Annotated in this window: 14 protein-coding genes; 2 read left to right on the top strand and 12 right to left on the bottom strand. The window is 64.9% G+C overall.

Annotated features, from left to right (window positions below):
- Positions 1-34: 34 nt before the first annotated feature.
- Positions 35-1993, bottom strand: coding sequence for an acetoacetate--CoA ligase (locus tag AUL38_RS05290; protein ID WP_059059793.1), 1959 nt, complete (start codon positions 1991-1993; stop codon positions 35-37).
- A 217-nt stretch (positions 1994-2210) separates the two neighbouring features.
- On the opposite strand from AUL38_RS05290, the gene AUL38_RS05285 reads away from it, so the two are divergent.
- A complete protein-coding gene (locus AUL38_RS05285) occupies positions 2211-2687 on the top strand; it encodes a PaaI family thioesterase (RefSeq protein ID WP_059059791.1) in 477 nt (158 codons plus the stop codon).
- A gap of 58 nt (positions 2688-2745) precedes the next feature.
- Here AUL38_RS05285 and AUL38_RS05280 read toward each other — a convergent pair whose 3' ends face one another.
- The 9 genes from AUL38_RS05280 to uvrA all read right to left on the bottom strand — a co-directional run bounded on the left by AUL38_RS05280 (position 2746) and on the right by uvrA (position 13301).
- Positions 2746-3111, bottom strand: coding sequence for an RNA polymerase-binding protein RbpA (locus AUL38_RS05280; protein ID WP_083506620.1), 366 nt, complete (start codon positions 3109-3111; stop codon positions 2746-2748).
- A 23-nt stretch (positions 3112-3134) separates the two neighbouring features.
- The gene (gene secG / locus AUL38_RS05275) at positions 3135-3383 is read right to left on the bottom strand and encodes a preprotein translocase subunit SecG (RefSeq protein ID WP_059059789.1); all 249 of its coding nucleotides are present in this window, start codon (positions 3381-3383) and stop codon (positions 3135-3137) included.
- A 101-nt stretch (positions 3384-3484) separates the two neighbouring features.
- On the bottom strand, positions 3485-4312 hold the full coding sequence (gene tpiA, locus AUL38_RS05270; protein ID WP_059059787.1) for a triose-phosphate isomerase: 828 nt from the start codon (positions 4310-4312) through the stop codon (positions 3485-3487).
- Entirely contained in the window at positions 4309-5526 is a 1218-nt protein-coding gene (gene pgk, locus AUL38_RS05265; protein ID WP_059059785.1) for a phosphoglycerate kinase, read from the bottom strand. Before pgk ends, tpiA begins: the two co-directional genes overlap by 4 nt.
- A gap of 39 nt (positions 5527-5565) precedes the next feature.
- Positions 5566-6183 (bottom strand): superoxide dismutase, encoded by a 618-nt coding sequence (locus tag AUL38_RS05260; RefSeq protein ID WP_059059783.1) that lies wholly within the window; start codon positions 6181-6183, stop codon positions 5566-5568.
- A gap of 132 nt (positions 6184-6315) precedes the next feature.
- Entirely contained in the window at positions 6316-7290 is a 975-nt protein-coding gene (whiA, locus tag AUL38_RS05255; protein WP_153006480.1) for a DNA-binding protein WhiA, read from the bottom strand.
- Between the two features lie 57 nt (positions 7291-7347).
- On the bottom strand, positions 7348-8226 hold the full coding sequence (gene rapZ, locus AUL38_RS05250) for an RNase adapter RapZ (protein ID WP_059059781.1): 879 nt from the start codon (positions 8224-8226) through the stop codon (positions 7348-7350).
- Positions 8219-10108: an excinuclease ABC subunit UvrC gene (gene uvrC / locus AUL38_RS05245; protein WP_235590620.1), complete on the bottom strand. Its 1890-nt coding sequence runs from the start codon at positions 10106-10108 to the stop codon at positions 8219-8221. Before uvrC ends, rapZ begins: the two co-directional genes overlap by 8 nt.
- A 133-nt stretch (positions 10109-10241) precedes the next feature.
- On the bottom strand, positions 10242-13301 hold the full coding sequence (uvrA, locus tag AUL38_RS05240; protein ID WP_083506619.1) for an excinuclease ABC subunit UvrA: 3060 nt from the start codon (positions 13299-13301) through the stop codon (positions 10242-10244).
- A gap of 146 nt (positions 13302-13447) precedes the next feature.
- Between uvrA and AUL38_RS05235 the strand changes: the two genes are divergently transcribed.
- A complete protein-coding gene (locus AUL38_RS05235) occupies positions 13448-14284 on the top strand; it encodes a siderophore-interacting protein (RefSeq protein WP_059059779.1) in 837 nt (278 codons plus the stop codon).
- A 32-nt stretch (positions 14285-14316) separates the two neighbouring features.
- On the opposite strand, the gene uvrB is transcribed toward AUL38_RS05235, so the two are convergent.
- Both uvrB and AUL38_RS05225 read right to left on the bottom strand, forming a co-directional pair.
- Entirely contained in the window at positions 14317-16404 is a 2088-nt protein-coding gene (gene uvrB / locus AUL38_RS05230) for an excinuclease ABC subunit UvrB (protein ID WP_059059777.1), read from the bottom strand.
- 537 nt (positions 16405-16941) lie between these two features.
- The coding region (locus AUL38_RS05225; protein WP_369795295.1) for an alcohol dehydrogenase catalytic domain-containing protein at positions 16942-18046 on the bottom strand (1105 nt) is incomplete at its 5' end.

Genomic DNA, 18046 nt, shown 5'->3' with positions numbered 1-18046 from the left:
CGAGTCGGAGATGACCCCGTGAACTCACGCGGGGTTACACAAGGTCAGTCCGTGTCTTTCCGTAGTCCTCGAACCAGCGGAGCGCCTCTGGCTGATCCGTCGAATCGATCGAGCCGATAGCTGCCGGATCCGCGCCGAGCAGGATGCGCTTGATCGGCACCTCCATCTTTTTCCCGGTGCGAGTGCGTGGTACTGCCGGGGTAAGGATGATCTCATCGGGGACATGATGCTTGGATGCGCGCGACGCGATGGCCTGTGTGATGCGGTCCGCTGAGGCGCCCTCGTCCCACTGCTCAGAGGGAACAACGAAGATCGGCATCCAATAGTCACCGTTGGGCCGGTCAATGCCTACGACCAGCGAATCGAGCACGTCGGGCAGGGCCTCGACCGCATCGTAGATCTCGGCGCTGCCGAGCCGAATACCGCGGCGGTTCAGCGTGGCATCGGAGCGGCCGTGCATAATCACGGTGCCGCGTGAGGTGAGGGTGATCCAGTCGCCCTGGCGCCACACGCCATCGTACGTTGAGAAGTAGGCGTCGTGATACCGGCTTCCGTCGGCGTCGTCCCAGAACTTGACCGGCATCGAAGGCATCGGCTGCGTGATGACCATTTCACCCTCTTGGTCGACAACGGGGTTTCCGTCGTCGTCCCAGACCTCGAGGGCGACGCCGAGCGTGCGGGCGCTAATCTCCCCGTCCCACACCGGGGAAATGGGCGAGCCGCCAACGAAACCGCCGACGACATCGGTGCCGCCGCTCACCGAGCTGATCGGCACGCGATCGCCAAACACGGAGCGGATCCACTGGTTTGCGGCTGCTGGGAGCGGCGAACCGGTGCTCGAGATGAGCCGCAGGCTTTCGCAGGCGGGAATCTCGACCTGCGACGCCGCGGTGGCGAGGATCTGGCCGGGACTCGTGCCGAAGACGTTGACCCGGTGACGGTCAACCAGCTCCCAGAGACGAGCGGCTGACGGGTACAGGGGGTCACCGACGTAGAGCACCGCAGTGGCGCCAAACAGCAGGCTGCTCACCTGAATGTTCCACATCATCCAGTTCGGCGTCGTGTACCAGAAGAACGTCTCCCCCGGTCGGAAATCGGAGTGGAGGCCGAGCGACTTCAACTGTTCGAGGAGCACTCCGCCATGCCCGTGCACGATGCCCTTCGGCTTCCCCGTGGTGCCCGACGTGAAGAGTACCCAGAGGGGATGATCGAACGGGACCGGAACGGTCTCGAATGGGCCGTCACCGCCAGCGGCGATCGCATCGTCCCATGAGACACTCGACGATAGTGCTGGGGTTGAGGGGAGCGTCGGCACCACAACGGTGTGCTCCACGGAGCCCAGCAGCGAACGAAGCGCCTCGGCTTCGCTGGTGCGATCAAACGTGTTGCCCCGGAAGACATAGCCGGTGCCGGTGACCAGTACTTTCGCATCGAGCTGGCCGAGACGATCAGCGGCTGCGGGAGCGTTGTAGTCGATGCCTGTCTGCGACCAGATGGCACCGATGCTCGCGGTCGCGTAGAACGCCACGATACCTTCGTAGCAGTTCGGAAGGTATCCGATGACCCTGTCCTCAGCCTCGACCCCGAGCTCGCGGAGGTACCTCGCCAGAGCGGCAACGTCGGCGCGGAGCTGCTGGTACGTGTGAGTTTCGCTGCGCTCGTCTTCGTATTCAACGATGACAGCCGGGCGATCGTCTGCACCGATCCGCAGCCGATCAGCAAAGTTCAGGGTCGCGCCCTCAAACCAGACGGCGTCTCTGACCCCGGAACCGCTGAGCACCGATCGCGGCGGTGTCACGAAACCGGCCTCGAGGAACTCGGCGACACCGCCCCAGAAATGCTCGGGTTCGGCAACTGACCACTGCTGGAAGAGACCGTAGTCGTTGACCGCGTCGGGGTCGAGCCCCTTGTGTTCGACAAACCATCTGGCGAGCGCGGTGATTTGCGACTGCTCAAGGACCTGCGGGTCCGGTGTCCACTGGGGCTGCGACATTGCTACCTGCCACTTCTTTGTAGGGAATTTCTGGCTATTCTAAACTAGCGCACCTGGCTGACGGGTCGCCCTACCGAAGTGTCCAAGAGACGGTACAAAACGGGGCTGCCTATTGCGGGGGTCCAACGAACTCGGGCTGCAAGTCGGCGCGACCCGGTGGGGTCGTGTTAGCGTCGGGACGCGGAGCTACCGCCACACACCCGATCGGAACGATGCAGTGACGCAACGCGACCTCTCCCTCACCCTTCGAGACCACCGGGCGCTCACCGGCCTCGACATGCTGCGCGCGATGCGCGACGGTACCCTGCCTGGCCCGCCAATCGCGGGGCCCATGCGGATGGCGCTCAAGGAGGTGGAGTTCGGAAAGAGCGTGTTTACCTGCGACCCCGACGAGACGCTATACAACCCGTTCGGGGTTGTACACGGCGGCGCCATCTGCACGGTGCTTGACTCGGCGACGGGATGTGCAGCTGGATCCGTGCTTGAGGCTGGGCTCAGCTACACATCGATTGACATCGACGTCAGCTTTCTGCGCCCGATCACCATCAGCATGGGCACGCTCTTTGCCGTGGGCACCGTGACCAAACCTGGAAAGCGCGTCATCTTCACCGAGGGCAGTCTCACGGACTCTGCCGGAACGCTCTTGGCGACCGCCACGAGTCGGCTCCTCGTCTTCCCGACACCACTGTCCTAGCACGCAAAATGGCTGTGCCCCGGGGAAACCCGGGGCACAGCCATGTGTGTGCGAGGCGCTAAGCCGAGAGCTTTGCGGTTCCGCGACGCTGGCGAAGCTTGAGCAGTGCTGCCTCGAGTAGCTCCTCAGCCTCCTCCGGCGTGCGACGCTCCTTCACATAGGCGAGGTGCGTCTTGTACGGCTCGTTCTTCGCGAGCTCCGGCGGATTCTTCTGATCCTGCCCGGCCGGAAGACCGGTCGTGGGCGAATCGATCTGCTCGGGAATGTCCTCGTCTGCGACCTCAGCCGCAAAGTAGCGGACGGTCTCGTTACCGAGCGCGTCCCAGTAGGAAATCTTCTTGCGTTCTGCGCGCACGCCGTGATCCATTTCGCCCATGGGGCCGGATCCGACGCGTGCACCGCGAATGGCGTTACTGCCTGCCACGGGTGACCTGCTTTCGAGAAATGCTAGATAAGCGTGAAACGATCGATGAGGCCGATGCCCACGATCGAGAAAAACCACACGAGTGACACGATCACTGTGAGGCGGTTAAGGTTGCGCTCTGCGACACCGGACGACCCGAGGCTCGACGTAACACCGCCACCGAACATGTCAGAGAGTCCACCGCCGCGGCCCTTGTGCAGGAGCACGAACAGGATGAGCAGCAAACTCGTGAGCACGAGGAGCGAGATCAGAGCGATCTTCAGTACGAGCAAGATAGGTGCCTTTCGGAGCGAGGCGCAGTAAGTCAGCCTCTAGTATACCCGCTAAACCGGATTTGGCTGCCAAGCCTTGTCGCGTGTGAGCGGGCTTGCGGTTAGACGGTGACGTGCTTGGTGAACTGAGCGATCCGGCTGAACTCGTCAACCTTCAGGCTTGCTCCCCCAACAAGTGCGCCATCGAGGTTCGGCTGCTTCATATACGAGGCGACGTTTTGGCTTGCGCCCGATCCGCCGTAGAGGATGCGGGTGCGGTCGGCGACCGCGTCACCGCGCTCAGCTCGGAGTACCTCGCGCAGCGCCCGTCCGACCTCTTCGGCCTGCTCGGGGGTGGCGGGGTCGCCGCTGCCGATGGCCCAAACGGGCTCGTAGGCAATGACGATCTCGGCATCGGCTGCGAGGTGGGTGAGCGCTGCGGTGAGCTGCTGCACGGGGATCGCGGCTGCGCCATGCTCTTCGAGGTCGGCAGCGGTTTCGCCGACACAGATCACCGGAACCATTCCGGCGTTGGCCGCGGCGCGGGCCTTCAGGCCGACGGTCTCGTCATTCTCCCCGTGACCGCCACGGCGCTCGGAGTGCCCAACGATGATGTACCGGGTGTCGAGCTTCTTGAGCATCGACGCAGACACATCTCCGGTGTAGGCGCCCGATTCGTGTGGCGAGACGTCCTGCGCGCCGAGGGCGACCGGGAGCTTGTCTGCGGAGAGCAACGTCTGCACTGACCGGAGGTCGGTGAACGGCGGGAACACCGCGACCTCAACCTCGCCGTAGTTGTGCTGGGCGTCCTTCAGGCTCCAGGCGAGCTTCTGCACGAACGCAATCGCCTGCAGGTGGTCGAAGTTCATCTTCCAGTTACCTGCAATGAGCGGGGTGCGCTTCACGGGTGGTGCCTGGGGTGGTGCTGGCTGCGTAGCTGCGTCGTTCATACGAGGACCTCCAGTCCTGGCAATGACTTGCCTTCAAGGAATTCGAGGCTCGCGCCTCCGCCGGTCGAGATGTGACCAAAGTCTTCGTCAGCGAACCCGAGGGCGCGCACCGCGGCCGCTGAGTCTCCGCCGCCGACGACGGTGAAGCCTGCGGTCTCTGTGAGCGCGCGAGCGACGGTGCGGGTGCCGTCCGCGAAGGCGGCCATTTCGAACACACCCATCGGGCCGTTCCAGAAGACGGTGGCTGACGAGCCGATGACCTCGGCGAAGGCCGCGGCGGACTCTGGGCCGATGTCGAGACCGAGCCCGGCTGCGCCGAAGGTGCTCGCCTCGATCGCGTCGGCCCGCACGATCTCGTGCGCTGCGTCGGCTGCGAAGGCCTCGGCAACGACAATGTCTGTGGGGAGCACGATGCGTACACCGCGCTCGGTTGCGGTCTTGAGGTAGCCGCGGACGGTGTCGAGCTGGTCTTCCTCGAGGAGGCTCGCGCCGACAGCATGGCCCTGCGCTGCGAGGAACGTGAAGACCATTCCGCCGCCAATCAGGAGCGTGTCGACACGTTCGATGAGGTGGGCGATGACTCCGAGCTTGTCGGAGACCTTCGACCCGCCGAGGACAACCGAGTAGGGCCGCTCTGCCTTCTCGGTCAGGCGCTCGAGCACCTCGAGTTCGGCGGTAACGAGGCGACCGGCCGCGCTTGGCAGGAGCTTGGCGAGGTCGTAGACGCTCGCCTGCTTGCGGTGGACGACGCCGAACCCGTCGGAGACGAAGGCGTCACCGAACGCTGCGAGCTGCGCGGCAAACGCCTGGCGTTCAGCCTCGTCCTTGCTCGTCTCCCCCGGGTTGAACCGAAGGTTCTCGAGGAGGACTACGTCGCCGTCTGCGAGCTCAGCAACGGCGGCGGAGGCGGCTTCGCCGACGGTCTCGTCGACGAAGCCCACCGCCGTGCCCAGCAAATCGGCCATGCGCGCAGCCACTGGACGCAGTGAATACTGCTCGTCTGGTTCGCCCTTGGGACGGCCCAGGTGGCTGATGAGCACGATTCGCGCTCCGGCCTCGCGCAACTCACGAATAGTGGTGAGCGAGGCGCGGATCCGCCCGTCGTCGGTGATGGTCTTCACGCCGTTCGCATCAGTTGCGAGCGGCACGTTGAGATCACATCGGACAATAACTGTTTTCGACCCGAGTGGGCCGAGCGAATCGAGTGTGCGCATGGTTCCTTAGAGTGAGCTGTGCTTGATCGTGCCGGAGGCTTAGATCAGGCCGGGCGTCTGGCTGCGAGCGGTGTCGAGGCGCTTCGCAACATCCTGCCAGTTCGCGACGTTCCAGAACGCCTTCACGTAGTCGGCGCGAACGTTGAGGTAATCGAGGTAATACGCGTGCTCCCAGCAATCGAGCATGAGCAGCGGAACAGTGCCGGCGGGGAGGTTGCCCTGCTGATCGAACATCTGCACAATGTTTGCGCGCTGTCCGAGAGTGTCCCACGCGAGAACGGCCCAGCCGGAGCCCTGCACGCCCATAGCGGTCGCAGCGAAGTGCGCCTGGAACTTCTCGAAGTCACCAAAGAACTCGTCGATGGCCGACGCGAGCTCGCCCTCGGGCTTGCCGCCGCCGTCGGGCGACATGTTGTTCCAGAAGATCGTGTGGTTCACGTGACCGCCGACGTTGAACGCAAGATCCTTCTCAAGCTTGTTCACGGGGCCAAGGTTGCCCGAGTCGCGCGCCTCAGCGAGCTGCTCGAGCGCGGTGTTCGCGCCCGTGACGTATGCCTGGTGGTGCTTTCCGTGGTGCAGCTCCATGATCTTGCCGCTGATGTGCGGCTCAAGGGCAGCGAAATCGTACGGGAGTTCGGGGAGTGAGTATGCGGTCATTGCAGCTCCATTTCTCTTCAGTGTGTCTCTGTGGGGAAGTCGTGCTGAGGCCAGCCCGGCTCCCCCACAGAGTTTCATTTCTCAGTCTATTGCGGGAACCCTCGGGGTGCCGAGTGTTCGCTGCTGGCTAGATCACACGAGTTCTTCGGGAACGCTTGCTTCGGTCCCCGGGATGCCCTGATCCTCAGCTGACTTGTCGGCCATTGCGAGTAGACGGCGGATCCGCCCCGCAATCGCGTCCTTCGTGAGCGGCGGATCGGCGCGCGCGCCCAGCTCGTCGAGGCTTGCCTCGCGGTGTGTCAGGCGCAGCTTGCCCGCGTAATTCAGGTGGTCGGGAACCTCGTCGCCGAGGATCTCGAGCGCGCGCTCCACGCGGGCACACGCGGCGACCGAAGCCTCGGCCGACCGGCGCAGATTCGCGTCATCGAAGTTCACCAGGCGGTTCGCGGTTGCGCGGGTCTCGCGAGCCTTGCGGAGGCTGTCCCACGCGGCGCGCGACTGCTCGGCTCCCATGAGCCCGAGGAGCGTGCCGATGGCCTCGCCATCACGCACAAGCAGCTTGGAGACACCGCGAATATCGCGGCTCTTCGCGTCAACGCCGATCCGGCTTGCGGCACCAACGAGCGCCATCGAGGTCTCGCTGCTCGGGCAGACGACTTCGAGGCTCACGGTGCGACCCGGAGGGGTGATCTTGCCGCGAGCAAGGAAGGCGCCGCGGAGGGCAGCCGCGAGTTCCTTGGCGTCACCGGTGGTGACGCGGTTGGGCAAGCCGCGGATCGGGCGCCGGCGCTGGTCAAGAAGCCCCAGCTGGCGGGCGAGGGTCTCGCCGTCGATCACGCGGACGAGGAACTGGGGTGCGCCCGGGCGCACCGTGGTTGGGGGCAACTGGCGGGCCTCGGCGCGTACGCCGTAGAGCTCCGCAAGATCTTTACGCACACGCTGTACTGTCTGCGGGGTATGCAGCTCAGCTTCAAGGGCAATGCGCCCATTGATGGTGTGTAGGCCGCCAGACAAGCGCAGGATCGTGGCGAGTTCCGCCATTCTCTCCCCGGTCCGTTGCACGGGGAGCTTCACCAGCTCGCTCATGACATCGGCGGTACTCGGCACAGATATTCCTTTCGAAACAGATGAACAGCTAAATAATCGGGGCGGTCTGCGCCCGGATTACTCGCGACCGAGGTCGCGGTGGCGGAGCTGAACGCTCACGCCGGGCAGACCGGCCAACCGGTCTGCGAGCTCACGGGCAACAGCCACGGAGCGGTGCTTCCCGCCGGTGCAACCGACGGCAAGCGATGCGTGCCGCTTGTTCTCACGCTGGAAACCGGCAAAGACCGGGGTGAGGGCGGCAACATAGGCGTCGATAAACTCGCTTGCTCCCTCGCGGCCAAGGACGTACTCCTTGACCGAAGGATCGACGCCGGTGAGCGGACGGAGCTCGGGCTCCCAGAAGGGGTTCGGAATGAACCGCATATCCGCCATGAGGTCTACATCAGTGGGGGCGCCGTACTTAAAGCCGAAGCTCATGACGGTGAGCTGGAGACCAGCAACGTCATCTGACGAGAACATCTCTCGTGTGGCTGTGGTGAGCTGGTGGACGTTGTAGCTCGACGTATCGACGACAACATCGCTCGTAGCCCGGAGCTCCTGCGAACGTTCCCGCTCAAGTCGGATGCCTTCAAGAAGGCCTCCGGCCTCGACCTGCAACGGGTGCGGGCGGCGAACGCTCTCATATCGGCGCACCAGGATGTCGTCAGCAGCATCGAGGAACACGACGCGCACGGTGGCGGTGTGTCGAAGCTCGTTGACCGTTTCCTGGATATCGGCGAAGAGATCGCGCCCGCGAACATCGACGACGGCGGCGATGCGAGGCAGTGCCCCACCCGACTTGTCGGCCATGTCAGCGAGCGTCTTCACCATAGACAGCGGCAGGTTGTCGACGACATACCAGCCGGGATCCTCGAGGGTATTGGCGACGGTGCTTCGGCCTGCCCCGGACATACCGGTGACGATCAAGATCTCTTGACCGTTTACGACCTCATTCATCGTCTACCCCCTCTAGTTCCGTATCTGTCTGCGCATCGACAATCTTAGCGTCAGCCGCGGGTTTGCGGAGTCGGGTAAGGTGGCCGAGAATCTGTTCCGCCGTCCGGTCGCCGATTCCCGGCACAGCGGCGAGTTCCGCGACCGAAGCGGCACGGAGCCTGGCCGCCGATCCAAAGTGCCGCAGCAGCTGCTGCACCCGCTTCGGGCCAAGCCCGGGGACGTCGGCGAGCTGCGACGCAATCGCCTCGCTCCGACGCTTCCGCTGGAAGGTGATCGCGAAGCGGTGCGCCTCGTCGCGGGCCCGCTGCACGAGAAACAGCGCCTCGCTGGTGCGTGGGAGCACAACTGGGAACGGGTCCTCTGGCAGCCAGAGCTCCTCGAGGCGCTTCGCGATACCGCACAGTGCAATATCGGTGACGCCGGCTTCGGTGAGGGCCCGGTGGGCGGCCTTCACCTGTGGTTCGCCACCGTCAACGATCAGCAGTTGCGGCCTGGCGCGATACGCACCGGTCGGCCGCTCCCCCGATTCTCGGGCGTGGTTGAGCTGCGCGGCCCGACGAGAGACGACCTGATAGATCGAGTCGGTGTCGTCGGTGGTCTCCTCGATGCGGTACTTGCGATACTCGCTCTTGGCAGGTAGCCCGTCCTCGAACACGACGAGCGACGCGACCACCCCGGTGCCCTGCAGATGCGAGACGTCAATGCACTCAATGCGCAGGGGGGCCTCGTCCATGCCGATTGCCCCCTGCAACTCAGCGAGTGCGTCGGTGCGGGAGGTGATATCGGCGGCGCGCTTCAGCTTGTACCGCATGAGGTTCTCGCCGGCATTGAGCGTAGCGCGGTCCATGAGCTGGGCCTTGTCGCCGCGTTCTGGGGTGCGGATCCGCACCTTGCCTTTGCGGGGACGCAGCTTCGAGAGCGTCTCTTCGAGCGATTCGAGACCGTCGGGAAGTTGCGGGACGAGCACCTCGGGCGGGGGCTCCCGGCCATCCTCGTACGCGGTTTGCAGCACTTGCTCGAGCAGCCTGCCGGGCGAGTCGTCGAGCTCGACGTCGACGATCCAGCTCCGCTCGCCTCGCACGCGGCCGCCGCGAATGATGAACTGGTGCAGCGCTGCCGAGAGCTCGTCAACGCGCAGCCCGAAGGCGTCGACATCGACCTCGTGGCCGAGCACGATCGCGTTCTTCTCCATGACGTGATCTACCGCTGCGACCTGGTCGCGGAGTCGTGCCGCATCTTCGTAGCGCTGCTCCCCAGCCGCATCCTTCATTTCGCGCTGCAGCCGGCGGAACTGCGCCTGGTAGTTCCCACCCAAGAAGGCGACGAGCTCGCTCACGCGTTCCCGGTGCTCCTCGACCGTGACCCTGTGCGAGCAGGGGCCGGAACAGCGTCCGATCTGGCCCGCGAGGCACGGCTTGCCACTCGTCATGGCTCGCTTGTAGTCGGCGTCATTGCAGGTGCGGATCGGAAACGCCTGCTGCAACAGTTCCGCGGTCTCGCGGATTGCCCAGACCTTCGGGTAGGGACCGAAGTACTTCGCTCCCCTGATTCGCTCGTTGCGGGTGATGATGAGCCGGGGTGCTTCCTCGGCGAGCGTCACCGCGAGATAGGGATAGGTCTTATCGTCCTTGAACTGGACGTTGAACGGCGGCTTGTACTCGGTGATCCAGGTGTGCTCGAGGACGAGCGATTCGGTGTCGCTCGCGACCACGGTCCAGTCAACGTTTGCCGCGAGCGAGAGCATGCGTCTCGTGCGGGGCATGAGGGAGTGCATCGGCTGGAAGTAGTTCGAGAGTCGCGCCCTGAGGTTCTTGGCCTTCCCGATGTACAGCACTCGGCCGTGACGATCGGAGAACCGGTAGACGCCCGGGCTCGTCGGGATTTCACCGGGCGCAGGCTTGAAGGCGTCACGAGGGTCAGCGGGAACGCCGGAGGCGCCGGGGATGCCCCCGGCGCCTTGGCTTCCTCGAAGCGGGTCGTCTGTCACGAGCGCATTCTCGCAGTCCTGGCTGCCACTAGGCCGACTTCTTCGCAGACGCTGGCTTCTTGGCCGCGGGTGTCTTCGCGGTCGCCTTCTTCGTCGCGGGCTTCTTTGCGGCTGCCTTCTTTGCCGCTGTCTTCTTCGCGGTCGCGGGCTGGACAACGGCGGGTGCCGCCGTAATCCTGGTCACGGTCTTCGCTACCGGCGCCTTGGCGAGCGCCTCGGCGAGGAACTGCCCGGTGTGGCTCTCAGCGTGCTTCGCCACCTGCTCGGGTGTGCCGGTGGTGAGGATCATGCCGCCGCCCGATCCGCCCTCCGGGCCGAGATCGATGACCCAGTCGGCGCTGCGGATGACGTCGAGGTTGTGCTCGATCGTAATGACCGTGTTGCCCTTGTCGACGAGGCCGTTGAGTACGAGCAGGAGCTTGCGCACATCCTCGAAGTGGAGACCGGTGGTCGGCTCGTCGAGCACGTAGATGCTACGGCCATTCGAGCGCTTCTGCAGTTCGGTCGCAAGCTTCACGCGCTGCGCTTCGCCGCCGGAGAGCGTCGTCGCGCTCTGCCCGAGGCGGACGTAGCCGAGGCCGACGTCGACGAGGGTCTTCATGAAGCGGGGGATCGAGGAGATCGGCTCGAAGAACTTCTCAGCCTCGGCGATCGGCATCTCGAGCACCTCGGCGATGTTCTTGCCCTTGTACCGGACCTGCAGGGTCTCGCGATTATAGCGCTTGCCGTCGCAGACCTCGCACGCGACGTACACGTCGGGCAGGAAGTTCATCTCGATCTTCAGCGTGCCATCGCCCGAGCACGCCTCGCACCGGCCACCCTTGACGTTGAAGCTGAAGCGCCCCGCGAGGTAGCCGCGAGTCTTCGACTCCTGCGTGTCAGCGAACAGGTTACGGATCTTGTCGAACACGCCCGTGTAGGTCGCAGGGTTCGAGCGCGGCGTGCGCCCGATCGGCGCCTGGTCGACGTGCACGACCTTATCGAGGTGCTCGAGGCCAGTGACACGGGTGTGTTTGCCCGGCACCATGCGGGCGCCGTTGAGCTGGTTTGCGAGCACCCGGTACAGCACATCATTGACGAGCGTGGACTTACCCGATCCCGACACACCGGTGACCGCCGTCATGACGCCGAGCGGGAAGGTCGCGTCAACGCTCTTGAGGTTGTTGGAGCGCGCACCAACGACCTTCAGCTCACGGTTCTTGTCGAGCTTGCGGCGCTCCTTGGGGGTCTCGATGGCGCGGCGGCCAGCGAGATAGTCCCCCGTAACCGAGTTCGTGTTCTCGCGCAGCTCGGGCAGCACCCCGGAGTGCACGACTGTACCGCCCTCGATGCCTGCGCCCGGCCCAATATCGACGAGCCAGTCGGCCGCCTCGATCGTCTCCTCGTCATGCTCAACCACAATGAGGGTGTTGCCGAGGTCGCGGAGTTTGATGAGCGTCTCAATGAGCCTGCGGTTGTCTCGCTGGTGGAGCCCGATTGACGGCTCGTCGAGCACATAGAGCACGCCCGTGAGGCCCGATCCGATCTGCGTGGCGAGACGGATACGCTGTGCCTCGCCGCCCGAGAGTGTCCCGGCGGCACGCGCGAGCGTGAGGTAGCCGAGCCCGACCTCGATGAGGAAGTCGAAGCGGAGGCGGATCTCGCGGAGCACCTGCGCCGCGATCTTCGCGTCGCGCTCGCTGAGTTCGACGCCGTCGAAGAAGCCCTTCGCATCGAGCAGGCTGAACTCGCCGACGCTCGCGATGGACTCGTTGTCGACGGTGACGGCGAGCACCTCGGGCTTGAGCCGCTGTCCCTGGCAAACGTGGCAGGGCACCTCGCGAAGGAACTCGCTCCACCGCTCACGCCGGTTGTCGCTCTCGGCTTCTTCGTACTGCCGCTCGATGAACGGTATGACGCCCTCGAAGCCGCTCGTGTACTTCACCTCGCGGCCGAAGCGGTTCTTCCAGCGCACGTTGACCTTGAAGTCGTTGCCGCGGAGCACCGCCTCCTGCACGTCTTCGCTGAGCTCGCCCCACGGGGTCTTCAGCGAGAAGTCGAGGTCATTCGAGAGGCCGACAAGCAGCTTCTCGTAGTACTGGTAGAGGCTCTTGCCCTGGCTGGTCCAGGGAATGATGACGCCCTCGCTGATGGAGAGTTCGGGGTCGCCGAGCACCAGATCCTCATCCACCGACATGCTCGTGCCGAGGCCCGAACACGTCGGGCAGGCACCGAAGGGCGCGTTGAAGGAGAATGTGCGCGGCTCGATCTCGGTGAGCTGCACCGGGTGCTGGTTCGGGCACGAGAGGTGTTCTGAGAAGAGCTGGGTGCGGTCGTCGGCCTGCTCGTCGCGGTCGACGTAGTCGATCTCGACGGTGCCGTCAGCGAGGCGCAGCGCGGTCTCCAACGAGTCGGTGAGGCGGCCAAGGCCCTCGGGTGAGGCGACGAGCCGGTCGATGACCACAGAGATGTCGTGCTTGATCTGCTTCTTCAGCTTGGGCGGATCGCTGAGCTGCACGAGCTCACCGTCGACGATGGCGCGCGAGTAGCCGGTGGCCGCGAGCTCCTGGAAGAGGTCGACGAACTCGCCCTTCTTCTTGCTCACGACGGGCGCAAGCACCTGGAAGCGGGTGCGCTCCTCGAGCTGCATGAGGCGGTCGGCGATCTGCTGCACGGTCTGCGACTCGATCCGCTCGCCGCAGACAGCGCAGTGTGGAATGCCGATGCGCGCCCAGAGCAGACGCATGTAGTCGTAGATCTCCGTGATCGTGCCCACGGTCGAGCGCGGGTTGCGGTTCGTCGACTTCTGGTCGATCGAGACAGCGGGGCTCAGGCCCTCGATGAACTCGACATCTGGTCGGTCCACCTGGCCGAGGAACTGGCGGGCGTACGCGCTCAGCGACTCGACGTAGCGGCGCTGGCCCTCGGCGAAGATTGTGTCGAAGGCCAGGCTCGACTTCCCGCTGCCAGAGAGTCCCGTGAATACGACGAGCGAGTCGCGCGGAATCGACAGGTCGACATTCTTGAGGTTGTGCACTCTGGCGCCTTGCACGCTGATGTGGGCGTGGGCTGCAGAGGAGCGGATCGGTGTTTTGCTCTGTGAAGTCACTCCCCTAGCTTAGCGTCTCCAGGAACCAAATTCGAACGTGTGTACTAGAAATCTGGGTGTTCGCCCCGCGCTGACTCCTGGCTTTGCGCGGCCCGGTGTGGGAAGCTGGATGCTGCGACAAATCATCAGATGAATGAGGTACCCCCATGACTGCACAGCCTTCCGCACGCACCCAGCGCCCAGCTCGGCCGCAGATTGTGCTCGAGGTGAAGGAACGCGTGCAGCTCAGCCCACACCTCGTGCGCATCATTGCCGGCGGCCCCGGTATGGCCGATATTGAGGCCAGCGGATTCACCGATGCCTACAGCAAGATGCTGTTCCAGCACCCCGAGACCAACCTCACTCCCCCGTACGACCTCGATGCACTGCGCGAGCAGCTTCCCGCGGAGCAGCTGCCCTCGACGCGGACTTACACGGTGCGCCGCATCGACCAGGAGGCCGGCGAGGTCTGGATCGACTTCGTCACGCACGGCGACGACGGCTACGCCGGGCCCTGGGCGGATCGGGCGAAGCCAGGCGACCCCGTCGTGCTCCGCGGAATTGGCGGAGGCTACGCGCCCGACCCCACGGCGGACTGGCACTTCCTCGCTGGCGATGAGTCAGCGATTCCCGCGATTGCCTCGGCCCTTGAGGCGATGCCTGCTGACGCGCGTGGCGTGGCCCTCATTGAGGTTGCTGGCGAGGCGGATGTGCTCGAGCTCGCTGCCCCCGCAGGGGTCGACGTCACCTGGCTCTTCCGCGGCGAAGCCGAGGCCGGTACGTCAACCGTGTTGGTTGACGCGGTCCGCGCCACCGAGTGGCAGCCTGGTCGGGTGCAGGTGTTCGTGCACGGCGAGCGCGGCGCAATGAAGGCGCTTCGTCCCTACTTCACTGACGAGCGCGGCATCGAACGCGCACAGCTCTCGCTGTCGCCCTACTGGGCGTACGGTCGGCGCGAAGACACCTTCCAGGCCGAGAAGCGCGAGGCCATCGGGCAGATCTAGGCCAACGGCGCTTCGCCGCGATCCCCGAGCGCTCAAATATGCCCTGCGGCATCCATGCTGCGTAGCTCACGTTTCAGTTCCGAGACCTCGTCGCGCAGTCGCGCGGCGAGCTCGAACTTGAGCTCCTCGGCAGCGAGCAGCATCTGAGAGGTCAGATCCGCAATGAGTTCCTCAAGCTTGTCCGCACCCTCGGCACCGATTGCACCGGCCCGTGATGCGGCCTTGCCCTTTGAACGCTGCGGCGAACCCTTTTGGGCGTGGCGAGCGACGCGGCCAGCGAGTACGTCTTCGGTGTCCGCGGCCTCGCGGTTGAGCATCTCGGTGATATCGCCGATCTGCTTGCGCAGCGGTGTCGGATCGATGCCGTGCTTCGTGTTGTACTCGACCTGCATCTCCCGGCGACGCGTGGTCTCGTCAATGGCGAGCTTCATCGAGGGGGTGATGCGATCCGCGTACATGTGGACTTCGCCCGAGACGTTACGCGCGGCACGGCCGATCGTCTGGATGAGCGAGGTCGAGGATCGCAGGAACCCCTCCTTGTCGGCGTCGAGGATCGCGACGAGTGACACCTCGGGTAGGTCGAGGCCCTCTCGCAGCAGGTTGATGCCGACGAGCACGTCGAAGATTCCGGCGCGCAGCTCGGTGAGCAGCTCGACGCGGCGGAGCGTATCGACGTCGGAGTGCAGGTAGCGCACGCGCACCCCGGCCTCCTCCATGAAGGTGGTGAGCTGCTCCGCCATCTTCTTCGTGAGTGTCGTGACGAGCACGCGCTCGTCGCGCTCGACGCGCAGCCGCACCTCCTCGAGCAGGTCATCGATCTGCCCCTCGGACGGCTTCACGACGATCTCGGGGTCGATGAGGCCGGTCGGGCGAATGATCTGCTCGACGACACCGTCAGCGATGCCCATCTCATACTTACCCGGGGTGGCCGAGAGGTAGACGGTCTGGCCGACCCGCTCCTTGAACTCCCCAAACTTCAGCGGGCGGTTATCGAGCGCGCTCGGGAGTCTGAAGCCGTGATCCACCAGCGTGCGCTTGCGCGAGGAGTCCCCCTCGTACATCGCGCCAATCTGTGGCACCGTCACGTGGGACTCGTCGATGACGACGAGGAAGTCATCTGGGAAGTAATCGAGCAGGCAATGGGGCGCCTCGCCCGGCACGCGGCCGTCCATGTGCATCGAATAGTTCTCGATGCCCGAGCAGAAGCCAATCTGCTCCATCATTTCGAGATCGAAGGTCGTGCGCATGCGCAGCCGCTGCTCCTCAACGAGCTTGTTCTGCTCCTTGAGCTCCCTCGTGCGCTGATCGAGCTCGTCGGTGATTTGCCCCATCGCGCGGTTCATGACCTCGCGGCTCGCGACGTAGTGGGAGCCCGGGAACACGGACACCGAGTCGACCTGCTTGACGACGTCACCCGTGACCGGGTGCAGGTAGTACAGGGCCTCGATTTCGTCGCCGAAGAACTCGATGCGGATCGCGAGTTCCTCGTACATGGGGATGATCTCGACGGTGTCTCCGCGCACGCGGAAGTTGCCGCGGACGAACTCGATGTCGTTGCGCTGGTACTGCATCTCGACGAAGCGACGTAGCAGCACGTCGCGGTCCAGCCGGTCCCCCACGACGAGCGGCACCTTGGCCTCGTGGTACTCTTCGGGCTTGCCGAGGCCGTAGATGCAGGAGACCGTCGATACGACGATGACGTCGCGCCGGCTCAGCAGCGAGTTCGTCGTCGAGTGCCTGAGCCGCTCGACCTCAGCGTTGACCGACGAGTCCTTCTCAATGAAGGTGTCCGTTTGCGGAACGTAGGCCTCTGGCTGGTAGTAGTCGTAGTAACTAACGAAGTACTCGACTGCGTTGTTCGGGAACAGCTGACGAAACTCTGTCGCGAGCTGCGCGGCGAGCGTCTTGTTGTGCGCGAGCACGAGCGTCGGCCGCTGCACGGCCTCGATGAGCCAGGCGGTCGTCGCCGACTTACCCGTTCCTGTCGCGCCGAGCAGCACCACGTCGGTGTCGCCCGAGTTGATGCGGCGCGAGAGCTCCTCAATCGCCTGCGGTTGGTCACCGCTCGGCTCGTAGTCGCTGATGACCTCGAATGGTCGAACGCTGCGGGTTGCTTCCATGGTTTCTAGGATAATCCTTTCGCCCTCGTATTCGAAACTTTGTTCGCCTATGGCGTGGATGCCCCAGCCGGACCGCTATAGGCGGTGCCGCACCGTCGTTGTACTCTCGAGAAAGCTGGGTACGTGCCAACACATGATTCGGGTTCACCAGGTCAGCCGCTGCTTGCCACGGGCAGGAGCGTGCACCTGGCCGGGAAGCTGCTCGTGGGCGCGATCGTCGCGGCGTGCGCGCTGTTCCTCACCTGGCCGCAGGCCTTTGGCTCGCAGCGAGCATTTGGTGTCGCGCAACTGCTCGCGTTCCGCCCCGTGCTCGGCATCGGGTTTGCGGGCTGTGCTTCGACTGCCGCGTTGCTTGCGATCGCACGCCGTGACCGAGGCCGGGGGTGCCCGGCCGTCATCGTGCTCCTTGTGCTGTTCGCCGCCGTGGCGGTGGGGCAGGTTGCGGTGCTCACCGCCCGGTGGTCGCTGTGCTCGCCGCGACGGGGTGACGACACCGCTGCCACCCCGCCGTGCCGCTCCCCGCTGGCCGGGAACGGCCTACGGTACCAGCACCGCCCGCCCGGCGATCTTGCCGTTGTGCAGGTCCTCAAAGGCCTGCGGTGCGTCGTCGAGCGCGTACCGAACGACCTCGACCGAGATTTTGCCGGCCCGTGCGAGCGCAATGACCTGGCGCATGTCTGCACGCGTGCCGCCGTATGCCCGCTCGATGTTCACGCCCCACGGTAGCCCGGCCCCGCCGCCAGCGATGTAGGGGAACCTGCCGCCACCCAGCCCGACGAAGCGGATCGCGCCGCCACCGCGCACCACGGCGACCGCGAGCTCCACGGTCGGCTGCACGCCGACGAAGTCGAAGACGACGTCGGCACCGCGCCCGTGGGTCTCCGCGAGAATCCGTGCTGCCGCGTCGCCGTCGCTCGGGATCGCGAGATCCGCGCCGTGGGTTTCTGCGAAGGCGAGCTTCGCGGGGTCCGTGTCGAGCGCGATGATCCGCGCCCCGGTCGTTGCCGCGAGAATCTGCAGCGCCATGTGACCGAGCCCGCCGAGCCCGATGGTCACCACGGTCGCATCGCCGGTCATTCGGTCGCGAACCGAATTGATGGCGTGCATCGGCGTGAGCGCTGCGTCCGCGAGGGGTGCCGCAGCGACGGGGTCGAGATCCCCGATTGGATCGAGGTGCCTCGCCTTGACCGCGATGTAGTCGGCCATACCGCCCGGGCTGCCGATGCCCGGAGACAGCGGTGCGAGGGCATCGCGTGGCGCCACGACCTCGCACTGGTTATCGCGGCCGGAGAGGCACTCGCGGCACTGCCCGCACGACAGGATCAATGAGACGATGGCGCGGTCGCCCTCGTTCCATCCGATGACGCCCGCGCCGATCTCGGCTACTGTGCCGGCGACCTCGTGTCCGAGCGTCGAGCCGATGAGTGGAGTCTCATCACCCATGGCGATGATTGAGATGTCCGAGTGGCACACCCCGGCCCCGCCAACCTTCACCAGAATCTCGTCTGCGCCGATTTCGGGCACGGGCTTGTCCTGCACCTCAACGGTGTTGTTCTTGACATAGGGGTCTGATGCACGTTTAGGTGACAGTTTGGTCAGGCCGCGAGTGCGACCTGTTCGTTCATGATGGTCTCGTATTCGA

Source organism: Leucobacter sp. G161 (assembly GCF_001482305.1).
GTDB lineage: Bacteria > Actinomycetota > Actinomycetes > Actinomycetales > Microbacteriaceae > Leucobacter.
Note: the sequence above shows the minus strand (reverse complement) of the source record. Positions and strands in the feature narration are given on the sequence as shown.